Origin of the sequence: uncultured Caldilinea sp. (genome assembly GCF_937128415.1) — a bacterium.
Lineage (GTDB): Bacteria > Chloroflexota > Anaerolineae > Caldilineales > Caldilineaceae > Caldilinea.
The window spans coordinates 1-22,659 of sequence record NZ_CAKZMJ010000058.1 but is presented as its reverse complement, the minus strand read 5'-3'; the positions used below and the strand labels follow the sequence as shown (position 1 = coordinate 22,659).

Here is a 22,659-nt window from a genome sequence, read left to right as displayed (position 1 = left end):
AAGGCCATCCCCTTTTACCATTACCCCGCTCCTCACGGGACTATTGGAAATGAAAGGAGCATGTATGTATACGCTTCGTCGCTCGCGCCGCATCTGGTCCATTTTGGCTTTATCGATCCTTTGTATTGCGTTGATAGCGCCGGGGAGCCTTTACGCCGGCGCGCCGCCTTCGCTCGAGCAGCGCGGCAGCCAGGCCACGCCGACGCCCGGACCGATCGACAATTTGGAGGACGTCCAGAAAGCCGTCGTGCGCATCGAGGCTGTCGGCGTTTTCAGAGACCCGTCTGAGGGGATGACGGCGGGCGCCGGCAGCGGCACCGGCTTCATCATCGATCCCGAAGGGCATGTGGTCACCAACAACCACGTCGTCACCGGCGCCGCCTATCTCAAAGTCTACGTGGAGGGGAAGAAAGACCCTGTCAACGCGCGCATCGTCGGCGTCTCCGAGTGCGCCGATCTGGCCGTGATCGACCTGCAGGGCCGCAACTACCCCTATCTGGCCTGGTATGAAGGGCCGATCCGGGTCGGCCTGGATGTGTACGCCGCCGGCTTTCCTCTGGGCGACCCTGAGTACACACTCACGCGCGGGATCATCTCCAAAGCCCGCGCCGATGGCCGACGCGCCTGGGCGTCCGTCGAAGGGGTGATCGAGCACGACGCCAACATCAACCCCGGCAACTCCGGCGGCCCGCTCGTGACGACAAACGGCCAGGTGGTCGGCGTGAACTACTCCTACAGCCGCGCCACGGAACAATTTCACGCCATCGGCCGCGACAGCGCGCTGGAGATCATCGAGGAGCTTCTGGAAGGGAAAGACGTCGATTCGATCGGCGTCAACGGCGAAGCCTTCGTCACCCAGGATGGCAAGCTCTCCGGCATCTGGGTCTCTTCGGTGGCTTCCGGCTCGCTGGCGGATCAGGCCGGGGTGTTGCCGGGAGACATCATCCTCTCCATGGAGAACCTGCCCCTCGCCACCGACGGCACCATGGCCACCTACTGCGACATTTTGCGCAGCCGCCGCGCCAACGCCGTCACCGCCATCGAGGTGCTGCGCCTGGACACCGGTGAAGTGCTGGCTGGTCAGCTCAACGGTCGTCCGCTGCAGGTCAGCGTCACCCTGGGGGCGACGCCGGATTCGTCCCAGTCGTCCGGGCAACCGAGCGGAGGGCAGACGTCCCCTGCAGCAACCTACGATGAATTCGTGCGCGTCTCCGACGCCCAGGGCATCCTCGCCTTCGACGCACCCGCCGCCTGGAAAGATGTGCAGGAAGCGGCGTGGAACTTCAACGACGAAACGGTCGGCGTCCGCATCGACGTTGCTCCCGATCTGGACAATTTCTATGATGACTGGGGGATCCCCGGCGCCATCCTGCGCTACTCGGATGTGCTGCCGGGCCAAATGGCGGTCGAGGATCTGTTGGACGAGTACACCCTGCACAACTCCTGCACCCAAGGGGAGCGCGAAGCGATCACAGTCGGCCAACTGGCGGGCGCATATCAATTCTGGAGAGAGTGCGGGGGTGGGGAGACCACCGGCGTCATCGTGGCCCTGGCGCCCAGCGAAACGAACGCCTATTTCGTGCTCCTGGAGCTGTACGGCGTCGAAGAGCGCGACTTCAACGCCTGGGATGCGCTGCTCAACTCGCTGACGGTGACGCCGCCTGTTGCGACTGCAACGGACGAGGCCCAAAAAGCCATCGACGTTGCAATCAGCGAGGAAGGCCCGCTCTTCGACCTCGTCGATGTAAGCGACCTCGCGTACAGCTACGTCGCCGTCGAGAGCCCGGCGGTCAGCGCGCTGCTGCCGACCGAATATAGCGACATCGCTGCGGCGGAATGGCTCAGCAGTCAAGGTGAACTGCTCGGCTACACATTGACGGCGTCGCCCAATATCGAGAAATTCAACTCCACCTGGACCACGCCCGGCGTCCTCGTCAAAAGCGCCGTCGGCATGTCCGAAGCGCTTGATCCGGACGAGATGTTAAAAGACGAGACGCTCGCAGAGAACTGCACCTACGACGACCGCTACACCTACACGCATGAGGCGTTTGATCGCGTCTATAACATCGTCGCCGACGTCTATGAACAGTGCGGCGGCGCCGACAACTCCTATGCAGTGATGATGGCGCAGTCCGATCCGATCGACCAGATCCTCTTCATCGATTTCCTGGCCGTCGCCGAGGCCGACATCGAAGCCTTCGCGACCTTCATGGACAGCTTCTATCTCGACGCCTCGCTGGCCGCCGGCCCGAGCGCAGAGGAGAGCGCCGGCGCCGCGTCCGAACCGCTCGAAGAAGAAAGCGGGCCGGCCTTCATCAACGTCAACGACGACACGGGAACGATCGGTCTGCGCGTGCCGGAGAGCTGGACCGACCTTCTGAGCGAAGATTGGGACCTGGGCGACGGCCCCATCGGCGTGGCCTTTACGGCGTCGCCCAACATCAAGAAATTCAACGACACCTGGAGGACGCCAGGCATCTTTGTCGGCGTCTCCGAGTTGCTGGGCGCCGGCATCGCCGAGCCCGGCGAAGCGCTGGATTTCTTCGACTTGAAAGACGATTGCACCTACGATGCCCGCTACGATTACGCCACGCAGAACCTGACCGGCGTTTACGATGTATGGATGGAATGCGGCGGCGTCAAGGGCGCGCTCTTCGTTGTGCTGGCGGCCAAGCCTGTAGACGCCGACTCGCCGTTGATCTTGCTCTACACCAACCTGCCGACCCCAGAAGACGCTGCGGCTTTCGGCGAAATGATCGCCTCGCTCTCGGTTGCGGGCGCCGTGAAGTCGGCGCAGGAAAGCGCGCAGGAGGCCGTCCTGAGCGGGCCGACGGCGACCGTCATCGTGGAGCGCCTCAACGTGCGCAGCGGGCCGGGCACCAACTACAACCGCGTCGGCGCAGTCAGCGCTGGCGACGTCGTAGCCGTGACCGGTCAGGTGAACAACTGCAGCTGGCTCCAGGTGACGACCTCCGCAGGCGTCGAGGGTTGGGTGTCAGGCAGCAGCCAGTATGTGACGCTCAACGCGCGCTGCGCCGATATTCCTGAGGCGAAGGCGCCGGCGCCCCCTGCAGGCGGCGGACAGTCTGGAGGCGGTCAATCCGGCGGACAGTCCGGCGGCGCTGGCGGCAAGGGATGCTATATCTTCCAAAACTTCATCGGGCCGGAGCTGACAATCACCTTTACGAGCAAGAGCACCGGCAAAGGGGAGACTTTCAAAGTGCCGAGCAACGGACAGGTGGAAAAATGCTTCGACCCGGGCCGCTACACCTACACGCTCGACGCACCGCCGCCGTGGGGCTCCACCAACGGCGAGCTGACGGTCGAAGCCGGGGATTACTTCCTCTTCCCGATCACGCCGGAGTAAGACGCTTCAGGCGAAGGAGAGTGAACGCGTCTGGCGGTGCGGGGCAACCGCACCGCCAGAGTTTGCCTGTTTCCGATTCGCACCGTTGTAAGATTTGCGCCGTCGCACCGCCGGATTCCTTCCGGCGTGTTTCGAGGCGGCTCTTACCACGCGTACGCCTTGGGTGCCTCGCCGCCGGGGCCGGGGAAAATTTCATCCAGTTTCGCCAGCACCTCGGCGTCCAGCGTGATCTCGGTGGCGCGCACAGCGCTCTCCAGCTGCTCCACGGTGCGCGGGCCGATGATGGGCGCAGTCACGGCAGGATTGTGCAACAGCCACGCCAGCGCCACTTCGGCCGGCTCATGGCCGATTTCACGGCAGAGCGCTTCGTATTTTTCCAGCTGCGGCCGCTTCTGCTCGACGCGCTTCTCGAACTCCTCGCTCATGCGTCGCCCTTCTCGGGCCTTCTGCAGCGCGCCGCCTAACAGACCGCCTCCGAGCGGGCTCCACGGAATCAACCCCAGACCATAGTGACGACAGGCCGGGATCACCTCGAGCTCAATCATGCGATTGTCCAGGTGATAGATGCTTTGCTCGCTCACCAGCCCGCTCATGCCGCGCTTCCACGCCTCCTGGCACGCTGTGGCGATGTCCCACCCCGCAAAGTTGCTGGAGCCTACGTAGACGACCTTGCCCTGCCCGATCAGCGCGTCGAACGCCTGCCAGGTCTCGTCCCAGGGGCAATCGCGGTCGATGTGGTGCATCTGATAGAGGTCGATCCAATCGGTCTGGAGGCGCCGCAGGCTGCCTTCACAATGTTTCCGAATCTTGTAGGCAGAGAGGCTGCGGCCGTCGCTGTTGGGTTCGGGCCGCGCCGACTTGCGCGTGACGGGATTGTACACTTTCGTCGCCAGCACGACGGCCTCGCGGCGACCGCCTCCCTGTGCAAACCAACGCCCGATGATCTCTTCCGTCGTGCCGTGCTCCACCGCCCAACCGTAAACGTCGGCGGTGTCAAAAAAGTTGATGCCCAGCTCGAGCGCTCGATCCATGATGCGAAAGCTCTCTTCTTCCGAAGTCACCCAGCCGAAATTCATGGTGCCCAGACAGAGATTGCTCACCAGCACGCCATGTTTGCCAAGTCGCACATGTTTCACCGCCATGGATTCACTCTCCTTTGTGTACGGTTTTGAATAAACGGAATTTTATCGAGATTTCCCTTTCATTATAGCGCAGATCTGGTTTTGCTCATGTTGCGCCGTTGATGCAAACAGGAATTGTGCAGGCGGAAGGGCGGCGTCAGCGCCGCGTCGCAGCGCGGCCAAGGCTGCGCACGGTGGCGACGAGCGCAGGCGCGTCGCTGCGGCGCAGGGAAGAGCCTTGCAAAGTCACCTCGACGTGCGCGTCCTCCCGATCCGCCGCCACATGGACGCGTCGCAGGGCGTGACCGAAGCGCGCTTGCAGATCGACGAAGACATACTCGAGCGCGGCGGCGTCGGGTCCTCGCACGGCGTACTCGCCGCCGATCAGCTCAGAGCGGCGATGCACCCACAGGGACGCACGCGCGCGGCGCGCGCGTGCAAGCGCAGGAATTCGTCCACGCTCCCAAATCAACTCGGCAACCGGTCGGTCGGGGAGCAGCGCGCGCAGCGTCAGCTCGTCGTTTTGGCGGGTCAACGCGCCGATGAGAAAGCCAAGCGGGTCCGGCGTGGCGCCGCTGCGATACGCGACCTCGAGGTGAATGAAAGGCTCCGGCGCCGGCTCGAAACGCGCAGCAAAGCCGCGCATCGAAACGCCGCGCGCGTAGACAAGCCGGCTGCGCGTGCTCTCCTCAAAGCCGCTCGCCAGCGCCCGATTGCGCTTGCGCCCCTGGAGGTTGGTCGCCAGCCAGGCAGTCGCCAACAGCGCCAGAAGCGCCGCCACCCCCCAGGAGAACCATGGATTCTCGAACATGGGCGTCTTTCAGAATGAAATTGCTTGCGCAGATCGCTAAAAAGTCCCCGGCGGCGCACCGGTTTGCGGCGAGGAACCGCCCCGAATAAACTATCCCCAGTGAAGGAGTCGACGTCATGGCCGAACAATTCAAGAACAACGTAACACGGTTCCTCGACAGCAAAAAAGTGCGCTATCGGGTGCTCACCTACGACTACGATTCGGGCGTGCACTCTGCGGTCGAGGTGGCCGAGGCCGTCGGTCTGCCGCCGGAGCAGGTCTTTAAGACCCTAGTGGTGCTGCCCGATGAGCCGCGACGCAAGCCGATGCTTGTAATCATTCCCGGCCCGGCCACGCTTGATCTTAGAGCTTTCGCCCAGGCTGTCAACCTCAAAAAGGTCAAGATGGCGACGCACGAGCAGGCGGAGCAGATGACGGGCCTCAAGACCGGCGGCATCAGCGCGCTGGCGCTGATCAACAAAGGGTTCGACGTCTATCTGGACGAGCGCGCCCGGCGCTATGACGAAATCGCCGTCAGCGCCGGCCAGCGCGGGGCCAATCTCTTGCTGCCTGTCCAGGACCTGGCGCGTCTTGTCAACGCGCGCTGGGTGCGTCTGCCGGAGGAGACGAAATAACGGCGTGCCTTTCGCTCTCACTCCGCCGGGGCTCCGCCTTTCAACTTCCTCGGAACAGCCACAGAATCCACCATCGCTTGAATTAAGCAGAAGCCTCGCACCGGCCCCAGCCGGCTGCATCACGATTTGCCAGACAATCCATGGTTCTAAAAAATTGAAGGGGAACTGCTCATGCTAGCCACGATGGAGGAACAAAGCTCCGGCCTGAATTTTGACCTCACCGACGATCAGGTGATGCTCCAGAATCTCGCTCGCGACTTTGCACGAAAAGAGATCATCGAGTCAGGCGCGGCCGAACGCTATGACGTTTCAGGGGAATGGCCGTGGGATCTTTGGAAAAAAGCGCTGAAGGTGGGCCTTGTCAACCTGAACATTCCCGAAGAATACGGCGGCGTCGGCGCCAGCGTCCTGGAGGAGTGCATCGTGGGCGAGGAGCTCGCCTACGGCTGCTCCGGCATTCAGACTGCGCTCATGCTCAACCAGCTGGCCGTGCTGCCGATCTTGATCGCAGGCAACGAGGAGCAAAAGCAGCGATACTTCCCGAAGCTCACGCAAGAGGGCAAGATCATGTCCTACTGCATGACCGAACCGGACGCCGGCTCGGATGTCGCAGGCATCAAAACGACGGCGATTCGCAAGGGCGACCGCTATATCCTGAACGGGACAAAGACCTGGATCACCGACGGCCCGGTGGCCAGCTATTTCACCGTCTTCGCCAAGACGGACCCCAACGGCAGACACAAAGGCATGAGCTGCTTCATCGTCGAGCGCGAATGGAAGGGCGTCAGCACCAGCAAGCCGCTCGAAAAGATGGGGCAACATGCAGCGCAAGCCTGTCAGGTCTTCTTCGAGGACGTGGAGGTGCCGGTCGAAAATTTGCTGGGACGCGAAGGCGACGGTTTCATGATCGGCATGAAAGTCTTCGACAAGAGCCGCCCGCCTGTCGCCGCGGCCGCCACGGGCGTCGCTCGTCGCGCGTTGGACGAAGCGGTTCGCTACGCCAATGAACGGTACGCCTTTGGTCAACCGATCCACAGTTTCCAGGGCGTCGGCTTCATGCTGGCGGACATGAAGATTCGCGTCGAAGCCGCACGCGCGCTGACGTGGAAAGCGGCGTGGCTGATCGACCATGGACGGCGCAACACCATGGAGGCTGCAGTCGCGAAGGCCTACGCCGCAGACGCCGCTGTGCTCAACGCCCTCGACGCCGTCCAGGTCTTCGGCGGCAACGGCTATAGCCGCGAATATCCGGTGGAGAAACTGTTGCGCGACAGCAAGATCTATCAGATTTACGAAGGCACCACGCAGATTCAGAAGAGCATTATTCTGCGCGAGCTCTACAAGGGGTGAGCCTGGTCAAGGCGATGAAACAGCCTGCGCTCTGAGGCGAGGAGGATGGCGAGCGCAGTCGCTCCTTGCGCCGAACGATCAGGGTTTTACGGCTTTGATGTAGAACAAGCGCTGCTCAAAAAAGAGTTTATCCCCTTGCCGCCGGGCGTGAAGTCCGGCGGCGTCTGTTTCCAGACCCGCTTCGATCATCTCGCGCACGACCGTGCGCGTCTCCGGTTCCGCGTACATATCGTCCAACCATTCCTCCAGCTCGCGCTCGAAGACGGCGACCTGCTCCGCCTCGATGGCAAAACCTGCGCCCACCACCAGTTTGCGATATTGCTCGGCGCTGAAGATGGCGACATGGCTGGGATCGCGTTTCTCCTCAATCGCATTCTGCGTGGCGCGCTTCACCGGGTCATCTGTGCTTAGCAGATCTGCGAGGATCAGGACGCCCCCGTGCTTCAGCACGCGCGCGATCTCTTCCAGGATCAGCTGAGGCCGATGATTGTGATGCAGAACGAGCCGGCAGACGGCGGCGTCGAAGCGTTCATCTCGGAAAGGCAACGCATGCGCCGGTGCCAGGCGAAAACTGACGCGCGCGGCCGCCGGCGAGCGACTGCTGAGACGCATGAACTCGGCCGCCTCCAGCATTGCCGGACTGATGTCGATGCCGACAACCTCTCTCGCTCCCTCTTCGGCCAGCAGCAGCGACAGCTCACCGGAGCCGCAGCCGACATCGAGCACGCTCAATCCTTTGGGCAGCTGGGCGAATTTAAGCAGATGCTGCAGACGCTGGATGCGTTTTGCGTTGCGCGGCGGGTTTGTCTGCAACGAGGCGCGGCCATAGGCGGCGACGATGCGCGCAATGTCTTGCGCGATCTCGCCGCCGTTGTCTACGTTCAGAGTCGCCGTTCGCTGGCGCGGCGCCGGCGCCATCCCGACCGGCAAATGTTCACGGCGGTTCACATAAACCAGCGACCAGACGCCGTCCTGTCTGCGCAACTCTGTGATGGCGGTGTGGCTGACTGCAATCGGAAGCCCATGGGCGCCGGCGAAATGACGCACCGTGGTGGCGACGGCGTTGCCGCTGAGCACAATCGCAATGGACTTCCCCCAGTTGGCCTGGATGATAGCGTCCAATTCCTCGATCAGGCTGTGCAGATAGATGCCATAGGGCGAATCGGGTGGGATGGATGCCGGCGGATCGAAATGCAGAATGGTGCGCTCGTTGCGATCCCACATCCCTGGCAGCGCGAGATCCGATGGGAAGCGTCCTGGAATGCGCTCGTTCACCGTCACCGGAAGCCCAAGCGTTTGTCCGATGCGCTGTGCGGTGAGACGACTTTGGAGCAGCGGGGCGGAATAGAGCACGTCGATCGTCTCATGGGTCGCCAGCCATTGGGCAAGTTGAGTCGTCTGTTCCCAGCCGAAGGCGGTCAACCCGCTGTCGGCGATAGATTCACCGCGCTGCACCAGCCCGGTGTAACGATTCTGCATCCCCTCCGCATGACAGATCAGGAGGAGTCGCACCTCAAATGGTGAAGAGGAAAGATGATCGATCGACAGAAGAGGGTCCGGCGTAAATGACAAGTTGCTTACCCGCTATCCTTCAGCGCTCTTCAAGAAGCTTTTTAGTCATTTTTATGACGCGATCATACCAGAGACGAACCGAGTTGCCAAACCCCTCTGGGCCTCCAGGATTCCTCTCAAAGTCGCACTGTAATTATGTCAATCACGAGACGGAGCCAGTTCATGCAAAAAAGGAAGTCCAGGGTGGGAATGGAGCAACTGCTGTTGCAGTTGAGCCAGTGTGGGCTGTTCGGTTAGAAAAAAACAGTGCGAGACGCATCGACAATCTGAAGCGCCAAAACCGGGGAGGGGCATGGCCGTCTCCATTGCGCTCAACGTCTGCGCCCATCGGTGCTCCCATCGTTCGGCGCTGGCGACGAACCAGATTGCCCGGAGATCGCACGCCTGGCGCAAATAATCGATATGCCAGTGTGGACGCCGCAGCGGTCGCAGATGATGGCGCAGACGGACGCGCAGCCCTCCCGCTCCCAGGGCGCTGCCTACGTAAAGATACCAGCCGGGTTCAACCGTCAGATCGCCCAAACGCCCCACCGTCAACGCAGAGCGTTTCGGCGAAAAGAGAAGAAGGATATAGCTGCCCGGTTCGGCGGGCGCCAGGAGGCTCTCTTTCACAGCGAACACCCCTAAAAAGCAAAGCGCCTGGCAACCCAGGCGCCCACAGTGCATATCACTATCTGAATAGAGCGGGTGAAGAGACTCGAACTCTCAACCCTTTGCTTGGGAAGCAAATGCTCTGCCATTGAGCTACACCCGCAGATTCAAATAAAAGTATAGTCATGTCGGGCGTCGCTGTCAAATGAAGCGCAATTCGGTTCCGCTTTATTCCTTCCACCTTTCACGACGTTTTTGCCATGTGGAGAAAACAGGTATAGCATGAAAGATTATGCAAGATGCTCGTGATGCAACCAATGTTTGCATGCGTTGTAAGAAAAGTGATCTGAGATTCGTCGAACCATGTTTCTAGAGACCCTTCGCTCCCTTTGTCTTTCCCAGCCGGAACGAATCGCCCTCGAGCGCATCGACGATCCGACAGCGCCGCCTCAAGTTGTGCGTTATGGCGAACTGGAAGCGATGGTGTTGCGCACGATGGCGATGTTGCGACAGAAGGGCGTGCAACCCGGCGACCGCGTCGCCATCCAGCTTGGGAAAGGGTTGCCTTTCATCTGTCTGCATCTGGCGGCAATGCGGCTGGGCGCCATCTCGCTTCCTCTCAACACCGCCTACACGCCGAGTGAGCTGCTCTATTTTCTCCAGGATGCAGAGGCGCGGCTTTTTTTTACGGATGTTCTTCCTCAAAGCGCAATGCAGGAGCTCTCCATACAGGCGCCCTGCGTGCATGAGGTGATCGGGCTGGAAGGAAAGACGCAGAGCGCTTTCGAGCGCCTGCTTGCACCGTTCGCCGAGGCTGATGCAGCCGCCATTCCGTTGCCCGACGATCCCGACGCCACCTGCCTGATGATCTACACCAGCGGCACGACCGGTCGGCCCAAAGGCGCGGAGCTGACGCATCGCAATCTCACCGCCAATCTCAACAGCCTGCATGAGGCGTGGGGATGGCGGAGCGACGACGTGTTGCTGCATGTGCTGCCGCTTTTTCATGTGCATGGCCTGATCGTCGCCCTGCACGGCGCACTCAACGCCGGCGCGACCATCGTGCTGTTGACGCGCTTTGAGCCGCTGCAAACGTTGGAGCTTTTGGTGCAGAGGCCCTGCACGGTCTTCATGGGCGTGCCGACCATCCACCGTCGATTGGTGGAGGCGCCCGGCGCGGAACGATACTCGCTGCGGCATATGCGTCTTGTCACCTCTGGCTCCGACCGGCTGCCTGAAGAGCTCTTCCATCGCTTTGAGGAGCAGTTCGGCGTGCAGCTGCTCGAACGCTACGGCATGTCCGAGGCGGGCATGATTCTCTCCAACCCCTTGCATGGCGAGCGCCGCGTCGGCTCCGTGGGATTGCCGTTGCCCGGCGTCGAGGTGCGCATCGTCGATCCTGAGAGCGGCGCCCCTCTTCCTGACGGCCAGGTCGGCGAGGTGCAGGTGCGCGGCGACAACGTCTGCAAAGGCTACTGGCGCCAACCCGAGAAGACTGCTGCAGCTTTCACCCCGGACGGCTGGCTGCGCACCGGCGATCTGGGTCTGCGCCAGCCCGACGGCTATTTCACGCTTAAAGGGCGCTCCAAAGACTTGATCATCAGCGGCGGCTACAACGTCTATCCTTCTGAGGTGGAGCTTGTGCTGAACGAGCATCCTGCTGTAGAGACCAGCGCCGTGATCGGCTGCCCGGACGTGGAATGGGGGGAGCAGGTGACCGCCGTCGTCGTGCTGCGCGCGGGCGCACAGGCCAGCCCAGAGGAGATCATGCAGTTTTGCCGTGAACGCCTGGCTCCCTACAAGACGCCCAGGCGCGTCTTCTTTACCACCGACCTGCCGCGCAATGCGCTGGGGAAGGTGCAAAAAAGCGCTCTTCGCAACGCCTATTGTCAACGCCCGACGGAGCGCCTCTCTCCCCTGCCATGAGAACAAACATCTATCGCTGCAAGCACCCACAACGTTGCCCATTTAAGTTCTCACCCGACGAAACCGAGGCTCCACGATGAAGGATGCATCTTTGAACAACGGCCAAAATCGCCAGCGCCGCACCGGTGCGCGCGAAGAGCGAATGCGCCAGTTGATGAACTACATCCCCCAGCGGCGCATCGGCGTTTTTGACCATCTGCGCCCCCAACGCTGGAACTGGTATCTGGTGCGCAGGCCGATGGAGCGCACGATCGATCAACAGGCGCCCCAGCCGCTCACCATTCGACAGGTCAACAACCTGCGCCATTTCTGGCTCGACGGCATCTTTTCGGCTGCGAGCGAAGCCTTCTATCTGGCTTTCATTCCGCTCTTTGCGCTCGCCTATGGCGCCACCAACCAGCAGGTGGGCTGGATCACCGCTATCGGCAACCTGGCCGGCGCTGCGGCGCTCTTTCCCGGCGCCCGGCTCATGGAGAAGACCGGCAACCGCAAAGGAATTGTGTTGTGGAGCGGCGGGGGGGTGGCGCGCCTAACGCTCCTGCTGCTTGCGTTGCTGCCGTTGCTCACATTGCCGCCGACGATCGCCATCCTGGCGATTACAGCGCTCAACGGCCTGCGCGCTTTCGCTGCGAACTTCGCCAATCCGGCCTGGACTGCGCTCGTGGCCGACCTCGTGCCCGAGTTCATGCGCGGCCGCTACTTCAGCATCCGCAACTTGACCATGGGGCTGGCGACGTTGATCTTCTCGGCTGTCGCCGGCTGGCTGATCCGGACGGGCAACCAATGGCAGGCGGACCCGTATCTCGGCTATCAATTGAGCTTTTTCATTGCCTTTTTGCTGGGCATGGCGGGCACCTATCAGTTTGCGCGGATACGCGAGCCTCGCACTGCTCAACACGCGGAACAGGTGCGCCAGACCGGCAGTCTGAGCGCGGCGCTCAAAAGCAGCCCCGGTTTTCTGGGTTTCGTCGTCAGCGGCTTTATCTGGAACCTGGCGCTGCAGATTGCGGCCCCGTTTTTCAACGTGTACCTGGTCACGCACCTGGGCGCCGATTCAAGCACGGTCGGCCTCTTCGCCAGCATTTCCAGCCTGTCGGCCATCGGCGGTCAGATCTTTTTTGGAAAGCTGCTCGACCGTCGCGGCGCCGTCTTTTTGCAGCTCGTGACGGGCTTTCCCATCGTGCTCCTGCCGGTGGCCTGGGTGTTTTACACCGAGGCGTGGCAGGCGGGGGTCAACAATCTCTTCGGCGGCTTTTTGTGGGCGGGCTTCAACCTGGCGAATTTCAACCTTCTGCTGCAGGTGACGCCGAACGTCGGCAGAGCGCGCGCGGTGGCGCTCTATCAGACAGGCGTCTTTGCAAGCGCGTTCATCGGACCGCTATTGGGAGGCTACCTGGCGGATACAGTCAGTTTTCATCTCATCTTCTTGCTGTCCGGCGCCGGGCGGCTGGCCGGCATGCTCCTTTTCCTGTTGATGACCTTCATCCCGCTGCAGCGTCTGGCCAGAGCCCAACAAGGAATGAGTGCAGAGGGCAGCGCTGCAGCGTGAGAGTTCTAAAGCGCTTCTGCGTGAAAAGGCGCAAAAACATCTTCTGGGAAGCCTTGAGCTTCCCAGAAGATGCCTGGCGAGGTGTGCGTCTGTGATGTCTTGCGATTTACCAGCGATTGCGGTCTCTGTTGTAGTCGTTGCGTGGACGCGCTTGCTGGCGTCCGCCGCGGGAGCCGCTCTCCTCGCGTGGCCGCGCCTGGTTGACCTTCAAGCGTCGCCCACCCACTTCTTTGTCGTTGAGGGCGTTGATGGCCGCCAACGCTTCGCTGTCCGACGGCATCTCAACGAAACCGAAGCCCTTCGACTGGCCGCTTTCCCGGTCTCGGATGATCGATGCTGAGGTGACAGCGCCGTAGGCTTCAAACGTCCTGCGCAACTCATCCTCGGTGGTGCGATACGACAGATTTCCAACGTAGATGTTCATAGGTTCCTTTTCCAACAATAGAGCTTGATACAAAATACTTTTCAGGGAGAACGAAGGATGATGAACCGATTCCGATTGCGATACGACACGCTACACCAGCCAAAATACGCCCGCGACACGAAGATAGCGAGGGATCTTTTGCATCTCAAATCAAAAGTGAAAGTTTCGGTGTGAGAAACGCCATCGAGGCATCAGACCACTTCAGAACGCCATCCAACCATCACCGCGGCGTCCATTCGATGGCGAGAATGGAGGCGAGGAAACGTGGAGCGTACAACCACGGCCTCATCGAGCCGCTATCACAGATTATCTCCGATTGTAGACTGTCTGGCGTGTTGTGTCAACCCCGAAAAAGTGGGAAAACGAAAAAGATCATCCTGTAGCTCGTCACGCCGTTGACCGTCCCCTTGACCCGCCGGCCGTCGCCGTCGTAGACGAAGCCGGCGCTCGCCGCCCCGCTCACCCCCCACCAGCCGGTTCTCGGCGTCGTAGACAAAGCTCAGCGTCTGCCCGCCGGACGTGCGGCTCACCCCTGCGCCATCATTCCTCCCCCAGCCTTCGCCACAGCGACTCTCCGCTCCGCTCTGCGATCAGGAAGCGGCGCTCTCCCGCCGTGCCCACGCCGGTCACCGTGTAGCGCCCTTCTTGCAGGCCGATATAGGCGCCGAAAATTTCGTCCGTCAACAAGCGCCATTCTTGCGCCTGGACGGGATCGCCGGCTTGCAGAGCGGTCCAATCTGCGGGAATTTCGATGGCGATGATTTCATCGTCGAGGTCGAAGCGCGCAGTGCGGCAGCCATCGTTGACGCGCGGGATGCGCAATCGATGGCTCAGGTCGAAGATTTCGGCGCGCGCGCCCAACGGCGCCACCTCGCGCACGCGCTTGCTGCCCACCAGCCAGATCAACGCAAAGCGCGAGGCGTGAATCCGATTCAGCTCGTTGCGGAAGGGATAGAGGTTCGGCGTAAAATGAAAGGCCACCGCCTTGAGCAGGCCGAAATTGAGCGCCGCATTCGGATACTGCAACGGGTCCGCCGTCCAGGAGACGACGCCGACGCCCTCGCGCCAGGCCAGTTCAGCCTGCTGTTTTTTCAGCAGATTGGCAATGCGCAGCCCTCGATATTCCGGCAACACCCCAAGCGTCTGCGACTCGATGCGAAACGCGCCGTTGAAACGCTCTTCCCAATCCGCCGGCAAAGGGACGCCTCCGAAGGAATAGAACCCAAACAGGAACCCCGCCGTCTTGCCGTCGACGCGGGCGACCAGGGATGTGCCTGCGCCGAATTCAGAGGAGTGAATATCGCCGGGGTAGAGAAACTCAACCGCAGCGCCCCAGACCCGCTGCTGAATCGCCCGGCTTTCGGCCGCCTCAAACTCATCGGGGCGGCCGATCTCGACCATGCCGTAGGAGACGGAAGTGCGATAGTAGGAGAGCCCTCCCGTCGGGTCGTAGAAAACGATCGACGCATCGGGCAAAACGCGTCGGCAGGCCGCCACCATGGCGTGAGCATCGACCGCGCCTTCGCAAACCGAGTGAAAGCGGAGCGTGTAGGTCCTGTGGACGCGGTCGCCGTTGCGGCTCAGGCGGCGCGGGAAGAGAAAGCCCACCCCCACCGTCGCAGCGCCGCGGCGGAAGATCGCCAATTTGCCGCCGATTTTGCTTAAGGTGACGTACAGAAAATGATAAGGAAAGAGCGCCGGGTTGGCGCTCAATCCCAGCAGGATGCCTGCCCGCTCCAGCTCATACGCCCAGCGAGGATGCGAGGCGTCCAACAGCGTCACAGCAACATCGGTGGAGGTTGGCCGGACTTCTGTATGAAGAGCTGCGTCTGCTTCCATGGCTCAAGCCCCATCAAGAGGAAGAACCGGCTCGCGCCTGTCGCGCTGCATACAGCACGATGCTGCCGGCCACGGCGGCGTTCAAGCTCTCGACGCGGCCCCACATCGGCAGGCGCACCAGGAAGTCACATTTTTCACGCGTCAGGCGGCTGAGCCCCTCCCCCTCGTTGCCGACCACGACCGCAAGTGCTCCATCCAGCCGGGCCTGAGCCAACGGCGGCGTCGAGGGGTCGCTGTCCAGCCCGACGACCCAGACGTTGCGCTTCTTCAGATCCTCAATGACTCGATTGATATTGACGACCTGGGCCACCGCCAGGTGCTCGACCGCGCCGGCGCTGGCGTTGCTGACCGCAGGGGTGATGCGCGCTGCGCGCCGCTCGGGAATGATCACGCCGTGAACGCGCACTGCTTCGGCGGTGCGGATGAGCGTCCCCAGGTTCTGCGGGTCTTGCAGATGGTCCAGGATGAGCAAGAGCGGCGGCTCGTTTGCCGCTTTGGCAGCACGCAGACAATCTTCCACCTCCACGTAGGGATATTCGCCCACCTCCAGCGCCACGCCTTGGGCGTTGACGCGCTCGCTGCGCAGACGGTCGAAGAGGCCTCCGCTGATGAGGCGCACAGGAATCTTGAGGCGTTCGGCCTCGGCGACGATCTGAGCAATCGGCCCTTCCTTCGGCGCCGTCTCCGGCTGTTTGCTTTCCACCCAGAGGCGAAAGATGCGACGTCGATTGGCGCGCAAGCATTCCAGGACGGCGTGACGGCCGTACAACAGCTCGCTCATTCGGCCTCGAATCTCCAGCGGGTGCCTTCGGGGGTGTCCTCCAAGACGACGCCGAGCGCCTTGAGCCCGTCGCGCACCTTGTCCGCCAGCGCCCACTGCTTGGCCTGACGCAGCTCGTTGCGCACGCCGATCAACAGCTCGATGAAGGGCTGCGCCGCCACGGTTGCGCCGGCGTCGGCGGCGGGTTCGGCCAGCGTCAGTCCCAGCACGCCCGCCAGCTCGCGCAGGGTGTGTTGCGCAGCGACGAAGAAAGGTCCGGCCACGCCCGCCGTGCGCGCGCTGTTGATGGCGCGCACCAGGTCAAAGAGCGCAGCAATGGCGCCCGCCGTGTTGAAGTCGTCGTCCATCGCCTCGACGAAAGCGACGCGCGCGTCCTCCGTGGCGATGCGCAGTTTGTCCGCCGCCTCTCCGGTGGTGATGGCGCCCTGAGGCGGACGCAGCCCGCTGCGCAGCCGCGCCAGGCTTCGCTCTGCGCTTTCCACGGCCTCGTCGCTGTAAACGACCGGCTTGCGATAGTGGCCGGTGAAGATCAGGAGGCGCAAGGCGTCGGCGCTGTGCTCCTTGAGAAATTCATCGATGGTGATCAAGTTCCCCAGCGACTTGCTCATCTTCTCGCCGGAGAGCTGCAACATGCCGTGATGCATCCAGTAGCGCGCAAATGGCTTGCCGGTGTAGCTTTCGCTCTGGGCGATCTCGTTTTCGTGATGCGGGAAGATCAAGTCGTTGCCGCCGCCGTGAATATCGACGACTTCGCCGAGGTGATGCAGGCACATGGCGGAGCACTCGATATGCCAGCCGGGACGCCCACGCCCGAAAGGGCTATCCCAGGCCGGTTCGCCTGGCTTGGCGCTCTTCCATAGCGCAAAGTCGGCCGGATGCTCCTTGCGCGGGTCTTCTTCGATGCGCACGCCCGCCAGCGCCTCCTCCAGCCGGCGGCCGCTCAGCTTGCCGTAGTCATTGTCTTTCGTCACGCGAAAATAGACGTCGCCGTTCAGCCGGTAGGCGTACCCTGCTTCGAGCAGCCCGGAGATCATCCGAATGATCCAGTCCATCTCGGTGCTGACGCGCGGATAGACCGTGGCGGGCATGACGTTCAAGTCGCGCAGGTGACGCAGATATTCCTCGGCGTAATGGTTGGCCAGCTCGAGCGGATCGCGGCCCTCTTCCGCAGCGCGACGGATAATTTTGTCATCGACATCGGTGAAATTGGTGACGAACTTCACCTCATAGCCTTTGTAGAGCAGATAACGGCGCACCATGTCGAAGACGATCGCCGACATGGCGTGGCCGATGTGCGCGTCTGCGTAGACGGTCGGCCCACACACATACATGTTGACTTTGCCAGGCTCCAGAGGAACGAACTCCTCAACTCGTCGCGAGAGCGTGTTGTAGATGCGAAGCGCCATGAACCATTCCTGTCCGTGATTCGGTGACCGATTGATAGAAATTGAACAAGCTACTCTGGCGTAGCGAAGATCAGGCGGCCGGCGTTGGTCTGCAGCACTTTGGTCACCTGCACCAGCACCTCGCTGTTGAGATGGCGACGCCCATTTTCCACGACGACCATCGTGCCGTCTTCCAGGTATCCTACGCCCTGCCCGAACTCCTTGCCTTCCTGGATAATTTTCAGCGGAATGACTTCTCCAGGCAAATAGACGGACTTGACGGCGTTCGCTAATTCGTTGATGTTGAGGATGCGCACGCCTTGCAGGCGCGCCACGCGGTTGAGGTTATAGTCGTTGGTGATGATCAGCGCGTTGTACTGCCGCGCCAGGCTGATCAGTTTGTCATCCACCTGCTGTGCGTCGCCGGGGTCATCGTCGATGAAATTAATGGCGACCTCCGGGGTGTTCTGGAGGCGGTCGAGCACCTCCAGCCCGCGGCGGCCGCGGTTGCGACGCAGGCTATCCGGCGAATCGGCGATGTATTGCAGCTCATTCAACACAAAGCGCGGCACCGTCAACGTGCCGAGCAGGAAACCGGTTTTGGCCACGTCGGCGATGCGGCCATCGATGATGACGCTGGTGTCAAGCAGGAGCATTGGCCCGTTCAATGGCGCCGATGCAACTTCAGAGCGGGCGCCGCCGGCTCTCTGTTCTGCGTTGCCGCGCAACAGACTGAAAAAATCGTGCTTGCGCAGCACCAGGATCGCTGCGCCCAGATAGCCGCACATAAAGACAAGCACCAGCGGCACGACGTTGCCGAACGGCGCAGGCAGCTGCGACACGGGGACGCTGAGCAACGCTGCGATCAACAGCCCAAAGGTGATGCCGATCAGCCCCGCCACCAGATCGATGATCGGCACCCGACGCAGTGCGCTCTGCGCCGCATCGGCCGGTGCGCGCACCAGCCACGGCGCCAGCAGAAAACCAAAAGCCGCCCCCAGCAGGGTGAAAGGGATCACCAGCTGCCAGGAGTCGATCTGCAGCCCCGGCGCGCGCGAAAGGACCAGGCCAATTTCCCATCCAATAAAACCGTACAGCGCCGTTCCTATAATGCGCAGGAGCGGGCTAAAACGCATATCCAATAACTCCTGTCCAGAATAACTCCCCAACAATTCCTGATAAATGCAACTGCGCTTGCGCCGTAATTATACCGATTTTTTTCATGTTGCGCAGCTTTTCTGAATGTTGCATGGCCTTTGTCGATGAACGCAGCCGGACAACACCTAGGTGCATTGACGGAACCCTGCTTGCGATCCTCTTCACCGCAGCCGGCGCCGGGCGTCCGCCTCCCGCCTGTTTGACCCTATTCAGTTTGACCGGATGTGGTGTACATGGGACAATACGGAGCAGAATAACGAGCAACAGGTAATGTTTATGCAACGTAGAGTTTTGCTTGGCGTGTTTGCGCATCCAGATGACGAAAGCTTCGGGCCGGGCGGCACGCTGGCGCATTATGCACGCTTGGGCGTCGATGTCCACGTCGTTATCGCCACGGACGGCATCGCCGGCTCCGTAGACGATCAAGGACGGCTGCAAAACCATCATACGCTGGCGCAAGTTCGCTCGGCGGAACTGGCGAGGGCCGCCACCATCCTGGGATTGAAGAGCATCTGGTCGCTCCGTTACCGCGACAGCGGCATGCGCGGCTCGCCGGAGAATCAGCATCCCGACGCGCTCCTGCAACAACCGATCGCACAGGTCGCTCGCGAAATTTTGGACTATATCGAGCGACTGTCGCCTTCGGTGGTGGTCACCCACGATCCGTTCGGCGGCTATGGGCATCCCGACCACATCCGCATCTGTGAGGCGACCACAACTGCATTTTACCTGGCGCGCAACAGGGCGTCCACCGACGATTGGACAGCGATTCGACCGCAAAAGCTGTACTACAGCGCATTCCCCAAGCATCTGATCAAGGTCGCCATTCCGCTGATGCGCCTGGCCGGCCAGGACCCGACGGCGGTGGGACGCAATCGCGACATTAACCTGGTGGAGATCAGCCGGTGGGCGACTCCCGTGACGACGACAATTGACATCACCGACTCGTTGCCGATCAAACAGGCGGCGAGCGAGGCGCACGCCAGCCAGTATGCAGGCGGACCGGGTTGGCTGGCGATCGTGCCGGCGCAAATTCGTCAGAAACTCGCCAGTCGCGAGCAGTTCACGTGCGTCTTCCCAGGCGTCGAGGGAAAAGAGACCGATCTCTTTGCCGGCTTGCCTTGACCGCTTGATTGCAGCTATCAGGGAAAGGGTAGTGCGTGATGCGTGGTGCGTGTTGCGTGGTGCGTGATTCGTAATGATCGCTTACGCAACACGCAATATGCAGCTCGTGATATGCAGCACGCTCAAGCAACGAATTCACCGCGATCATGATCGAAATTTCTGCACCGATCTATATCGGCGACGTGGTGGAGATGCGCAAGCCGCATCCTTGCGGCGGCAAGCAATGGGAAGTCGTGCGCGTCGGCGCAGACATCGGCGTGATCTGCCTGACGTGCGGCCGTCGCGTCCTTCTGCCCAGGCGGAACTTTGCGCGCGGGGTCAAGAGGTTCCTCCGCCGGGGAGCGCCTCCACCTTCAGAGCTGTGAACCCACCCAGAGGTGCATGATGCAGAGAGCTGAGCTGGTGAGTTATCTGGACGACTATCTTCGCATCCACGATTTCAAAGATTACGGCCCTCAAGGGCTGCAAATCGAAGGGCGCGGCGAGGTGCGCAAAATTGTCGGGACGGTTGACGCTCAAATGCCCTGCGTGGAAGCGGCGTTGAGTCGCGGCGCCGATCTCTTGCTCGTGCATCATGGCGTCTTTTGGGGAGCGGCGCAGCGCCTCGTGGGCAATTTCGCAACGTTGGTGCGCGCGTATCTTGTCGCCGGTCTCAACCTGTATGCAGCCCATCTGGCGCTCGACGCCCATCCGGTCGTCGGCAACAACGCCGAACTGGCGAGGCGACTGGGGTTGACGGTCGAAGGCATGTTCGCTCCGGTCAACGGCGCGCCGATCGGCGTCATCGCCGTGGCGCCCGATGGCGTCAAATTCGATTATCTGGTGGATCGCTTCGAGCAGAACGTGGGGCCTGTGCGTCTGGTGCAGGCGTATGGGCCGCGCATCAGCCATAAAATCGGTATCCTCAGCGGTGCAGGCGCTCGCGAAATCCCAGCCGCCGCCGCGCTGGGCTGCGATACGTTTCTCACGGGGGAGACCTCACACGCCGAGTATTACGCAGCTCAAAACGCCGGAATCAACGTGATCTACGGCGGACACTACACAACGGAAACCGTCGGCGTGCAGGCGCTCGGTCAACATCTGCAGGAAAAATTCGACCTGGAGTTTGAGTTCGTCGATCTGCCCACAGGGCTGTAATGACCGCGTTTGCAGTGAGTTTGCAGAGGGGCGCGCAGTGCACCGGCGCCCCTTGCAACTCCATGCAAAGACTCCAGGCCATCTTACCCTTCGAGCGGCATGGGACGCACGCCCAGTTTCTCTTGCAACAGACGCGCAATTTCGCCGGGTTCGGCATGGCGACCCGTCGCCTTCTTACTGTAAATTACAGCGTCACCGGCAAGCACCTCGAAGCGCCCGCCGCCGGAGGGAATCAGCGTCAGCGTGCGGATGTAAGGAGTAAACAGATTCAAGAGTTCGCCCGTCAAACTGAGGGCTCGAGGGGTGTAGTTTCACATCACACAATATTCGATGCTGAGATCGAACTTCTCCATAACGCCTCCTTTCCACAAAACAATTCTCCGAGATCCATGCGCTGCAGCCTCGGGAACGAATCCGATCGCCGCTTCGTTGATGTTAAACGATGTTTTAATTTGAGCCAATCCACAGATAATGTTATTGTAACTTCATGAATGACACTTCGACAACGAATCAAGCTTCCTCTCTTTCCACCGACGACGACGTCCTCAATTCCCAAAATTCGCCAGGCTCCGCTCAAGAAAGCGGGTCGAGACCGGTTCGCACGTGGAGCCGTCGCTTCTTTTTGCATGGAGCCATGAGCGGCATGGCCGCCCTGGCGCTCGCCGCCTGCGGACGCAGTCAACCTACCGCGACGCCGTCGCCGGCCGCAACGCCGTCATCCGCCCATGCCTATACGAAGTACCTGCCGCTAATCTTCGCCGGCGAGGCGGAGGTGGCCGCCGCCGAGCCGCCGCTCCTCCCCACGCCGACCGAGACGCCGCGACCCACCGACACGCCCCCTCCCACCCCCACGCCGCAGGCGACGCCTTTTCCGCCTGGGCCGCCCAGCAAACTGGGCTTATTCGTCGGCCACAATCACCCCAGCATCTTCGAGCTGCTGGAAACGCAGGCCGTCACGGTGGTGAAGACGCTGGAATTGGACGCCACCTTCGTCGCCGACATCAAGCGCATCTCGCCGCGCACGCGCATCATCGGGCGCATCTCGCTCGAGCAGATCAATCTGGCCACCCTGGACCCCATTGCGGAGGCGCGCCGCTTCGTGGAGACGCTGCTTCCCCTGGCCGACGACCCGGCGCGACGGCCCTACTTCGACGGCTGGGAGTCTTACAACGAACCGGTCGCCGCCAATGCTGAAGAGATGGCGCGCTTCGCCGACTTTGAAGCCGAACGCACGCGGCTGCTCGGCGAGCGCGGCATTCGCAGCGTGATCGGCAACTTCGGCGCCGGTCAGCCACCGCTGGAGCTGTGGAGCGCCTTTTTCCCGGCGCTTCAGGCCGCCCGTCAATACGATGGCTGGCTCGGACTCCACGAATACTCCGCCCCGACGATCTACTATCTCTCCACCGCAGATGGAAGGGGACGCTACCCAGGCGTGACGCCACAGGATGAAGGATGGTTGACGCTGCGCTACCGCAAAGTGTATCGGGACATCCTTGCACCCGCCGGCCTCACCTTGCCGCTCGTGATGACGGAGCTCGGCGTCGATGGCCTTGTGCAAAATCGCCCCGGGCCTCCCGAGGCGCGTGGCTGGCAAGAGTTCCAGCAGTACTGGGCGGAGCACGGTTACGGCCTGTGGGGGCCGGGCGCATACGTAGAGCAGCTCGTCTGGTACGACAACGCCATGCGTCAGAACGATTATGTGCTGGGCGGCGCAATCTTTGCGCTGTCGCCCACCGCAGGCTGGGAAACCTACGACATCATGGGCCCCTGCGCCGGCGTGTTGAAGCAGTATCTGAGCGTCCATGCTCCCGCCTGAACTTGTTTGCGTCTACGTCTGGATGTGTGAAAATAATCACAGACTTTGCAGAGTTTGTGATTTCGATGTACAAGATATAGCATTGTTCTGTCA

At 61.5% G+C, this 22,659-nt stretch carries 20 protein-coding genes and 1 tRNA gene; 9 read left to right on the top strand and 12 right to left on the bottom strand.

The genetic code is table 11. From position 1 onward, the window contains the following. Positions 1-64: 64 nt before the first annotated feature. The gene (locus tag Q0367_RS09225) at positions 65-3,367 is read left to right on the top strand and encodes a trypsin-like peptidase domain-containing protein (protein WP_298981759.1); all 3,303 of its coding nucleotides are present in this window, start codon (positions 65-67) and stop codon (positions 3,365-3,367) included. Between the two features lie 143 nt (positions 3,368-3,510). Here Q0367_RS09225 and Q0367_RS09220 read toward each other — a convergent pair whose 3' ends face one another. Together Q0367_RS09220 and Q0367_RS09215 are read right to left on the bottom strand one after the other, a co-directional pair. Next, positions 3,511-4,503: an aldo/keto reductase gene (locus Q0367_RS09220; protein ID WP_363325849.1), complete on the bottom strand. Its 993-nt coding sequence runs from the start codon at positions 4,501-4,503 to the stop codon at positions 3,511-3,513. 142 nt (positions 4,504-4,645) lie between these two features. After that, entirely contained in the window at positions 4,646-5,299 is a 654-nt protein-coding gene (locus tag Q0367_RS09215; protein ID WP_298981757.1) for a hypothetical protein, read from the bottom strand. 116 nt (positions 5,300-5,415) lie between these two features. Here Q0367_RS09215 and Q0367_RS09210 point away from each other — a divergent pair, with 116 nt between their 5' ends. Further along, on the top strand, positions 5,416-5,913 hold the full coding sequence (locus Q0367_RS09210) for an aminoacyl-tRNA deacylase (RefSeq protein WP_297636622.1): 498 nt from the start codon (positions 5,416-5,418) through the stop codon (positions 5,911-5,913). Between the two features lie 171 nt (positions 5,914-6,084). After that, positions 6,085-7,263, top strand: a complete 1,179-nt coding sequence (locus tag Q0367_RS09205; RefSeq protein WP_297636625.1) for an acyl-CoA dehydrogenase family protein — start codon at positions 6,085-6,087, stop codon at positions 7,261-7,263. Between the two features lie 78 nt (positions 7,264-7,341). Here the strand turns inward: Q0367_RS09205 and Q0367_RS09200 are convergent, their stop codons facing one another. The 3 genes from Q0367_RS09200 to Q0367_RS09190 form a co-directional block, all read right to left on the bottom strand. Further along, positions 7,342-8,775, bottom strand: coding sequence for a methyltransferase domain-containing protein (locus Q0367_RS09200; RefSeq protein ID WP_297636653.1), 1,434 nt, complete (start codon positions 8,773-8,775; stop codon positions 7,342-7,344). A 198-nt stretch (positions 8,776-8,973) separates the two neighbouring features. Then, positions 8,974-9,447: a DUF123 domain-containing protein gene (locus Q0367_RS09195; protein ID WP_298981754.1), complete on the bottom strand. Its 474-nt coding sequence runs from the start codon at positions 9,445-9,447 to the stop codon at positions 8,974-8,976. A 70-nt stretch (positions 9,448-9,517) separates the two neighbouring features. Further along, a tRNA-Gly gene (locus Q0367_RS09190) sits at positions 9,518-9,589 on the bottom strand. Between the two features lie 200 nt (positions 9,590-9,789). On the opposite strand from Q0367_RS09190, the gene Q0367_RS09185 reads away from it, so the two are divergent. Together Q0367_RS09185 and Q0367_RS09180 are read left to right on the top strand one after the other, a co-directional pair. Further along, the gene (locus Q0367_RS09185; RefSeq protein ID WP_298981752.1) at positions 9,790-11,352 is read left to right on the top strand and encodes an AMP-binding protein; all 1,563 of its coding nucleotides are present in this window, start codon (positions 9,790-9,792) and stop codon (positions 11,350-11,352) included. 91 nt (positions 11,353-11,443) lie between these two features. Further along, on the top strand, positions 11,444-12,901 hold the full coding sequence (locus Q0367_RS09180; protein ID WP_297636634.1) for an MFS transporter: 1,458 nt from the start codon (positions 11,444-11,446) through the stop codon (positions 12,899-12,901). Positions 12,902-13,007: 106 nt separating this feature from the next. Here the strand turns inward: Q0367_RS09180 and Q0367_RS09175 are convergent, their stop codons facing one another. The 6 genes from Q0367_RS09175 to Q0367_RS09150 all read right to left on the bottom strand — a co-directional run bounded on the left by Q0367_RS09175 (position 13,008) and on the right by Q0367_RS09150 (position 18,466). Then, positions 13,008-13,325 (bottom strand): RNA-binding protein, encoded by a 318-nt coding sequence (locus tag Q0367_RS09175; protein WP_297636637.1) that lies wholly within the window; start codon positions 13,323-13,325, stop codon positions 13,008-13,010. A gap of 340 nt (positions 13,326-13,665) precedes the next feature. After that, positions 13,666-13,821 (bottom strand): hypothetical protein, encoded by a 156-nt coding sequence (locus Q0367_RS09170; protein ID WP_298981748.1) that lies wholly within the window; start codon positions 13,819-13,821, stop codon positions 13,666-13,668. Between the two features lie 44 nt (positions 13,822-13,865). Further along, on the bottom strand, positions 13,866-15,164 hold the full coding sequence (locus tag Q0367_RS09165) for a hypothetical protein (RefSeq protein ID WP_297634072.1): 1,299 nt from the start codon (positions 15,162-15,164) through the stop codon (positions 13,866-13,868). A 13-nt stretch (positions 15,165-15,177) separates the two neighbouring features. Next, on the bottom strand, positions 15,178-15,945 hold the full coding sequence (gene rlmB, locus Q0367_RS09160) for a 23S rRNA (guanosine(2251)-2'-O)-methyltransferase RlmB (RefSeq protein WP_297634080.1): 768 nt from the start codon (positions 15,943-15,945) through the stop codon (positions 15,178-15,180). Further along, complete coding sequence (gene cysS, locus Q0367_RS09155) at positions 15,942-17,351, bottom strand: cysteine--tRNA ligase (RefSeq protein ID WP_297634085.1); 1,410 nt, start codon at positions 17,349-17,351, stop codon at positions 15,942-15,944. The genes rlmB and cysS overlap by 4 nt, the downstream gene beginning before the upstream one ends. Before the next feature lie 50 nt (positions 17,352-17,401). Further along, positions 17,402-18,466 carry a PIN/TRAM domain-containing protein gene (locus Q0367_RS09150; protein WP_297634088.1) on the bottom strand — a complete coding sequence of 355 codons (1,065 nt, stop codon included), beginning with the start codon at positions 18,464-18,466 and terminating at the stop codon, positions 17,402-17,404. Positions 18,467-18,764: 298 nt separating this feature from the next. On the opposite strand from Q0367_RS09150, the gene Q0367_RS09145 reads away from it, so the two are divergent. From Q0367_RS09145 to Q0367_RS09135, 3 genes are all read left to right on the top strand, one after another. Then, entirely contained in the window at positions 18,765-19,613 is an 849-nt protein-coding gene (locus Q0367_RS09145; RefSeq protein WP_297634091.1) for a PIG-L family deacetylase, read from the top strand. Positions 19,614-19,759: 146 nt separating this feature from the next. Then, complete coding sequence (locus tag Q0367_RS09140; RefSeq protein WP_297634094.1) at positions 19,760-19,978, top strand: DUF951 domain-containing protein; 219 nt, start codon at positions 19,760-19,762, stop codon at positions 19,976-19,978. A gap of 16 nt (positions 19,979-19,994) precedes the next feature. After that, a complete protein-coding gene (locus Q0367_RS09135) occupies positions 19,995-20,750 on the top strand; it encodes a Nif3-like dinuclear metal center hexameric protein (protein WP_297634097.1) in 756 nt (251 codons plus the stop codon). A gap of 83 nt (positions 20,751-20,833) precedes the next feature. On the opposite strand, the gene Q0367_RS09130 is transcribed toward Q0367_RS09135, so the two are convergent. Continuing rightward, complete coding sequence (locus Q0367_RS09130) at positions 20,834-21,103, bottom strand: Rdx family protein (protein ID WP_297634110.1); 270 nt, start codon at positions 21,101-21,103, stop codon at positions 20,834-20,836. 281 nt (positions 21,104-21,384) lie between these two features. On the opposite strand from Q0367_RS09130, the gene Q0367_RS09125 reads away from it, so the two are divergent. Continuing rightward, on the top strand, positions 21,385-22,566 hold the full coding sequence (locus Q0367_RS09125; RefSeq protein ID WP_298981744.1) for a hypothetical protein: 1,182 nt from the start codon (positions 21,385-21,387) through the stop codon (positions 22,564-22,566). Positions 22,567-22,659: the final 93 nt, after the last annotated feature.

What these genes read in the sequence shown, in the direction of transcription:
- Q0367_RS09225 (WP_298981759.1), top strand. Translation starts at nt 65, where the DNA reads ATGTATACGCTTCGTCGCTCGCGCCGCATCTGGTCCATTTTGGCTTTA.
- Q0367_RS09215 (WP_298981757.1), bottom strand. Translation starts at nt 5,299, where the DNA reads ATGTTCGAGAATCCATGGTTCTCCTGGGGGGTGGCGGCGCTTCTGGCG.
- Q0367_RS09210 (WP_297636622.1), top strand. Translation starts at nt 5,416, where the DNA reads ATGGCCGAACAATTCAAGAACAACGTAACACGGTTCCTCGACAGCAAA.
- Q0367_RS09205 (WP_297636625.1), top strand. Translation starts at nt 6,085, where the DNA reads ATGCTAGCCACGATGGAGGAACAAAGCTCCGGCCTGAATTTTGACCTC.
- Q0367_RS09185 (WP_298981752.1), top strand. Translation starts at nt 9,790, where the DNA reads ATGTTTCTAGAGACCCTTCGCTCCCTTTGTCTTTCCCAGCCGGAACGA.
- Q0367_RS09175 (WP_297636637.1), bottom strand. Translation starts at nt 13,325, where the DNA reads ATGAACATCTACGTTGGAAATCTGTCGTATCGCACCACCGAGGATGAG.
- Q0367_RS09165 (WP_297634072.1), bottom strand. Translation starts at nt 15,164, where the DNA reads ATGGAAGCAGACGCAGCTCTTCATACAGAAGTCCGGCCAACCTCCACC.
- rlmB (WP_297634080.1), bottom strand. Translation starts at nt 15,945, where the DNA reads ATGAGCGAGCTGTTGTACGGCCGTCACGCCGTCCTGGAATGCTTGCGC.
- cysS (WP_297634085.1), bottom strand. Translation starts at nt 17,351, where the DNA reads ATGGCGCTTCGCATCTACAACACGCTCTCGCGACGAGTTGAGGAGTTC.
- Q0367_RS09150 (WP_297634088.1), bottom strand. Translation starts at nt 18,466, where the DNA reads ATGCGTTTTAGCCCGCTCCTGCGCATTATAGGAACGGCGCTGTACGGT.
- Q0367_RS09145 (WP_297634091.1), top strand. Translation starts at nt 18,765, where the DNA reads ATGCAACGTAGAGTTTTGCTTGGCGTGTTTGCGCATCCAGATGACGAA.
- Q0367_RS09140 (WP_297634094.1), top strand. Translation starts at nt 19,760, where the DNA reads ATGATCGAAATTTCTGCACCGATCTATATCGGCGACGTGGTGGAGATG.
- Q0367_RS09135 (WP_297634097.1), top strand. Translation starts at nt 19,995, where the DNA reads ATGATGCAGAGAGCTGAGCTGGTGAGTTATCTGGACGACTATCTTCGC.
- Q0367_RS09125 (WP_298981744.1), top strand. Translation starts at nt 21,385, where the DNA reads ATGAGCGGCATGGCCGCCCTGGCGCTCGCCGCCTGCGGACGCAGTCAA.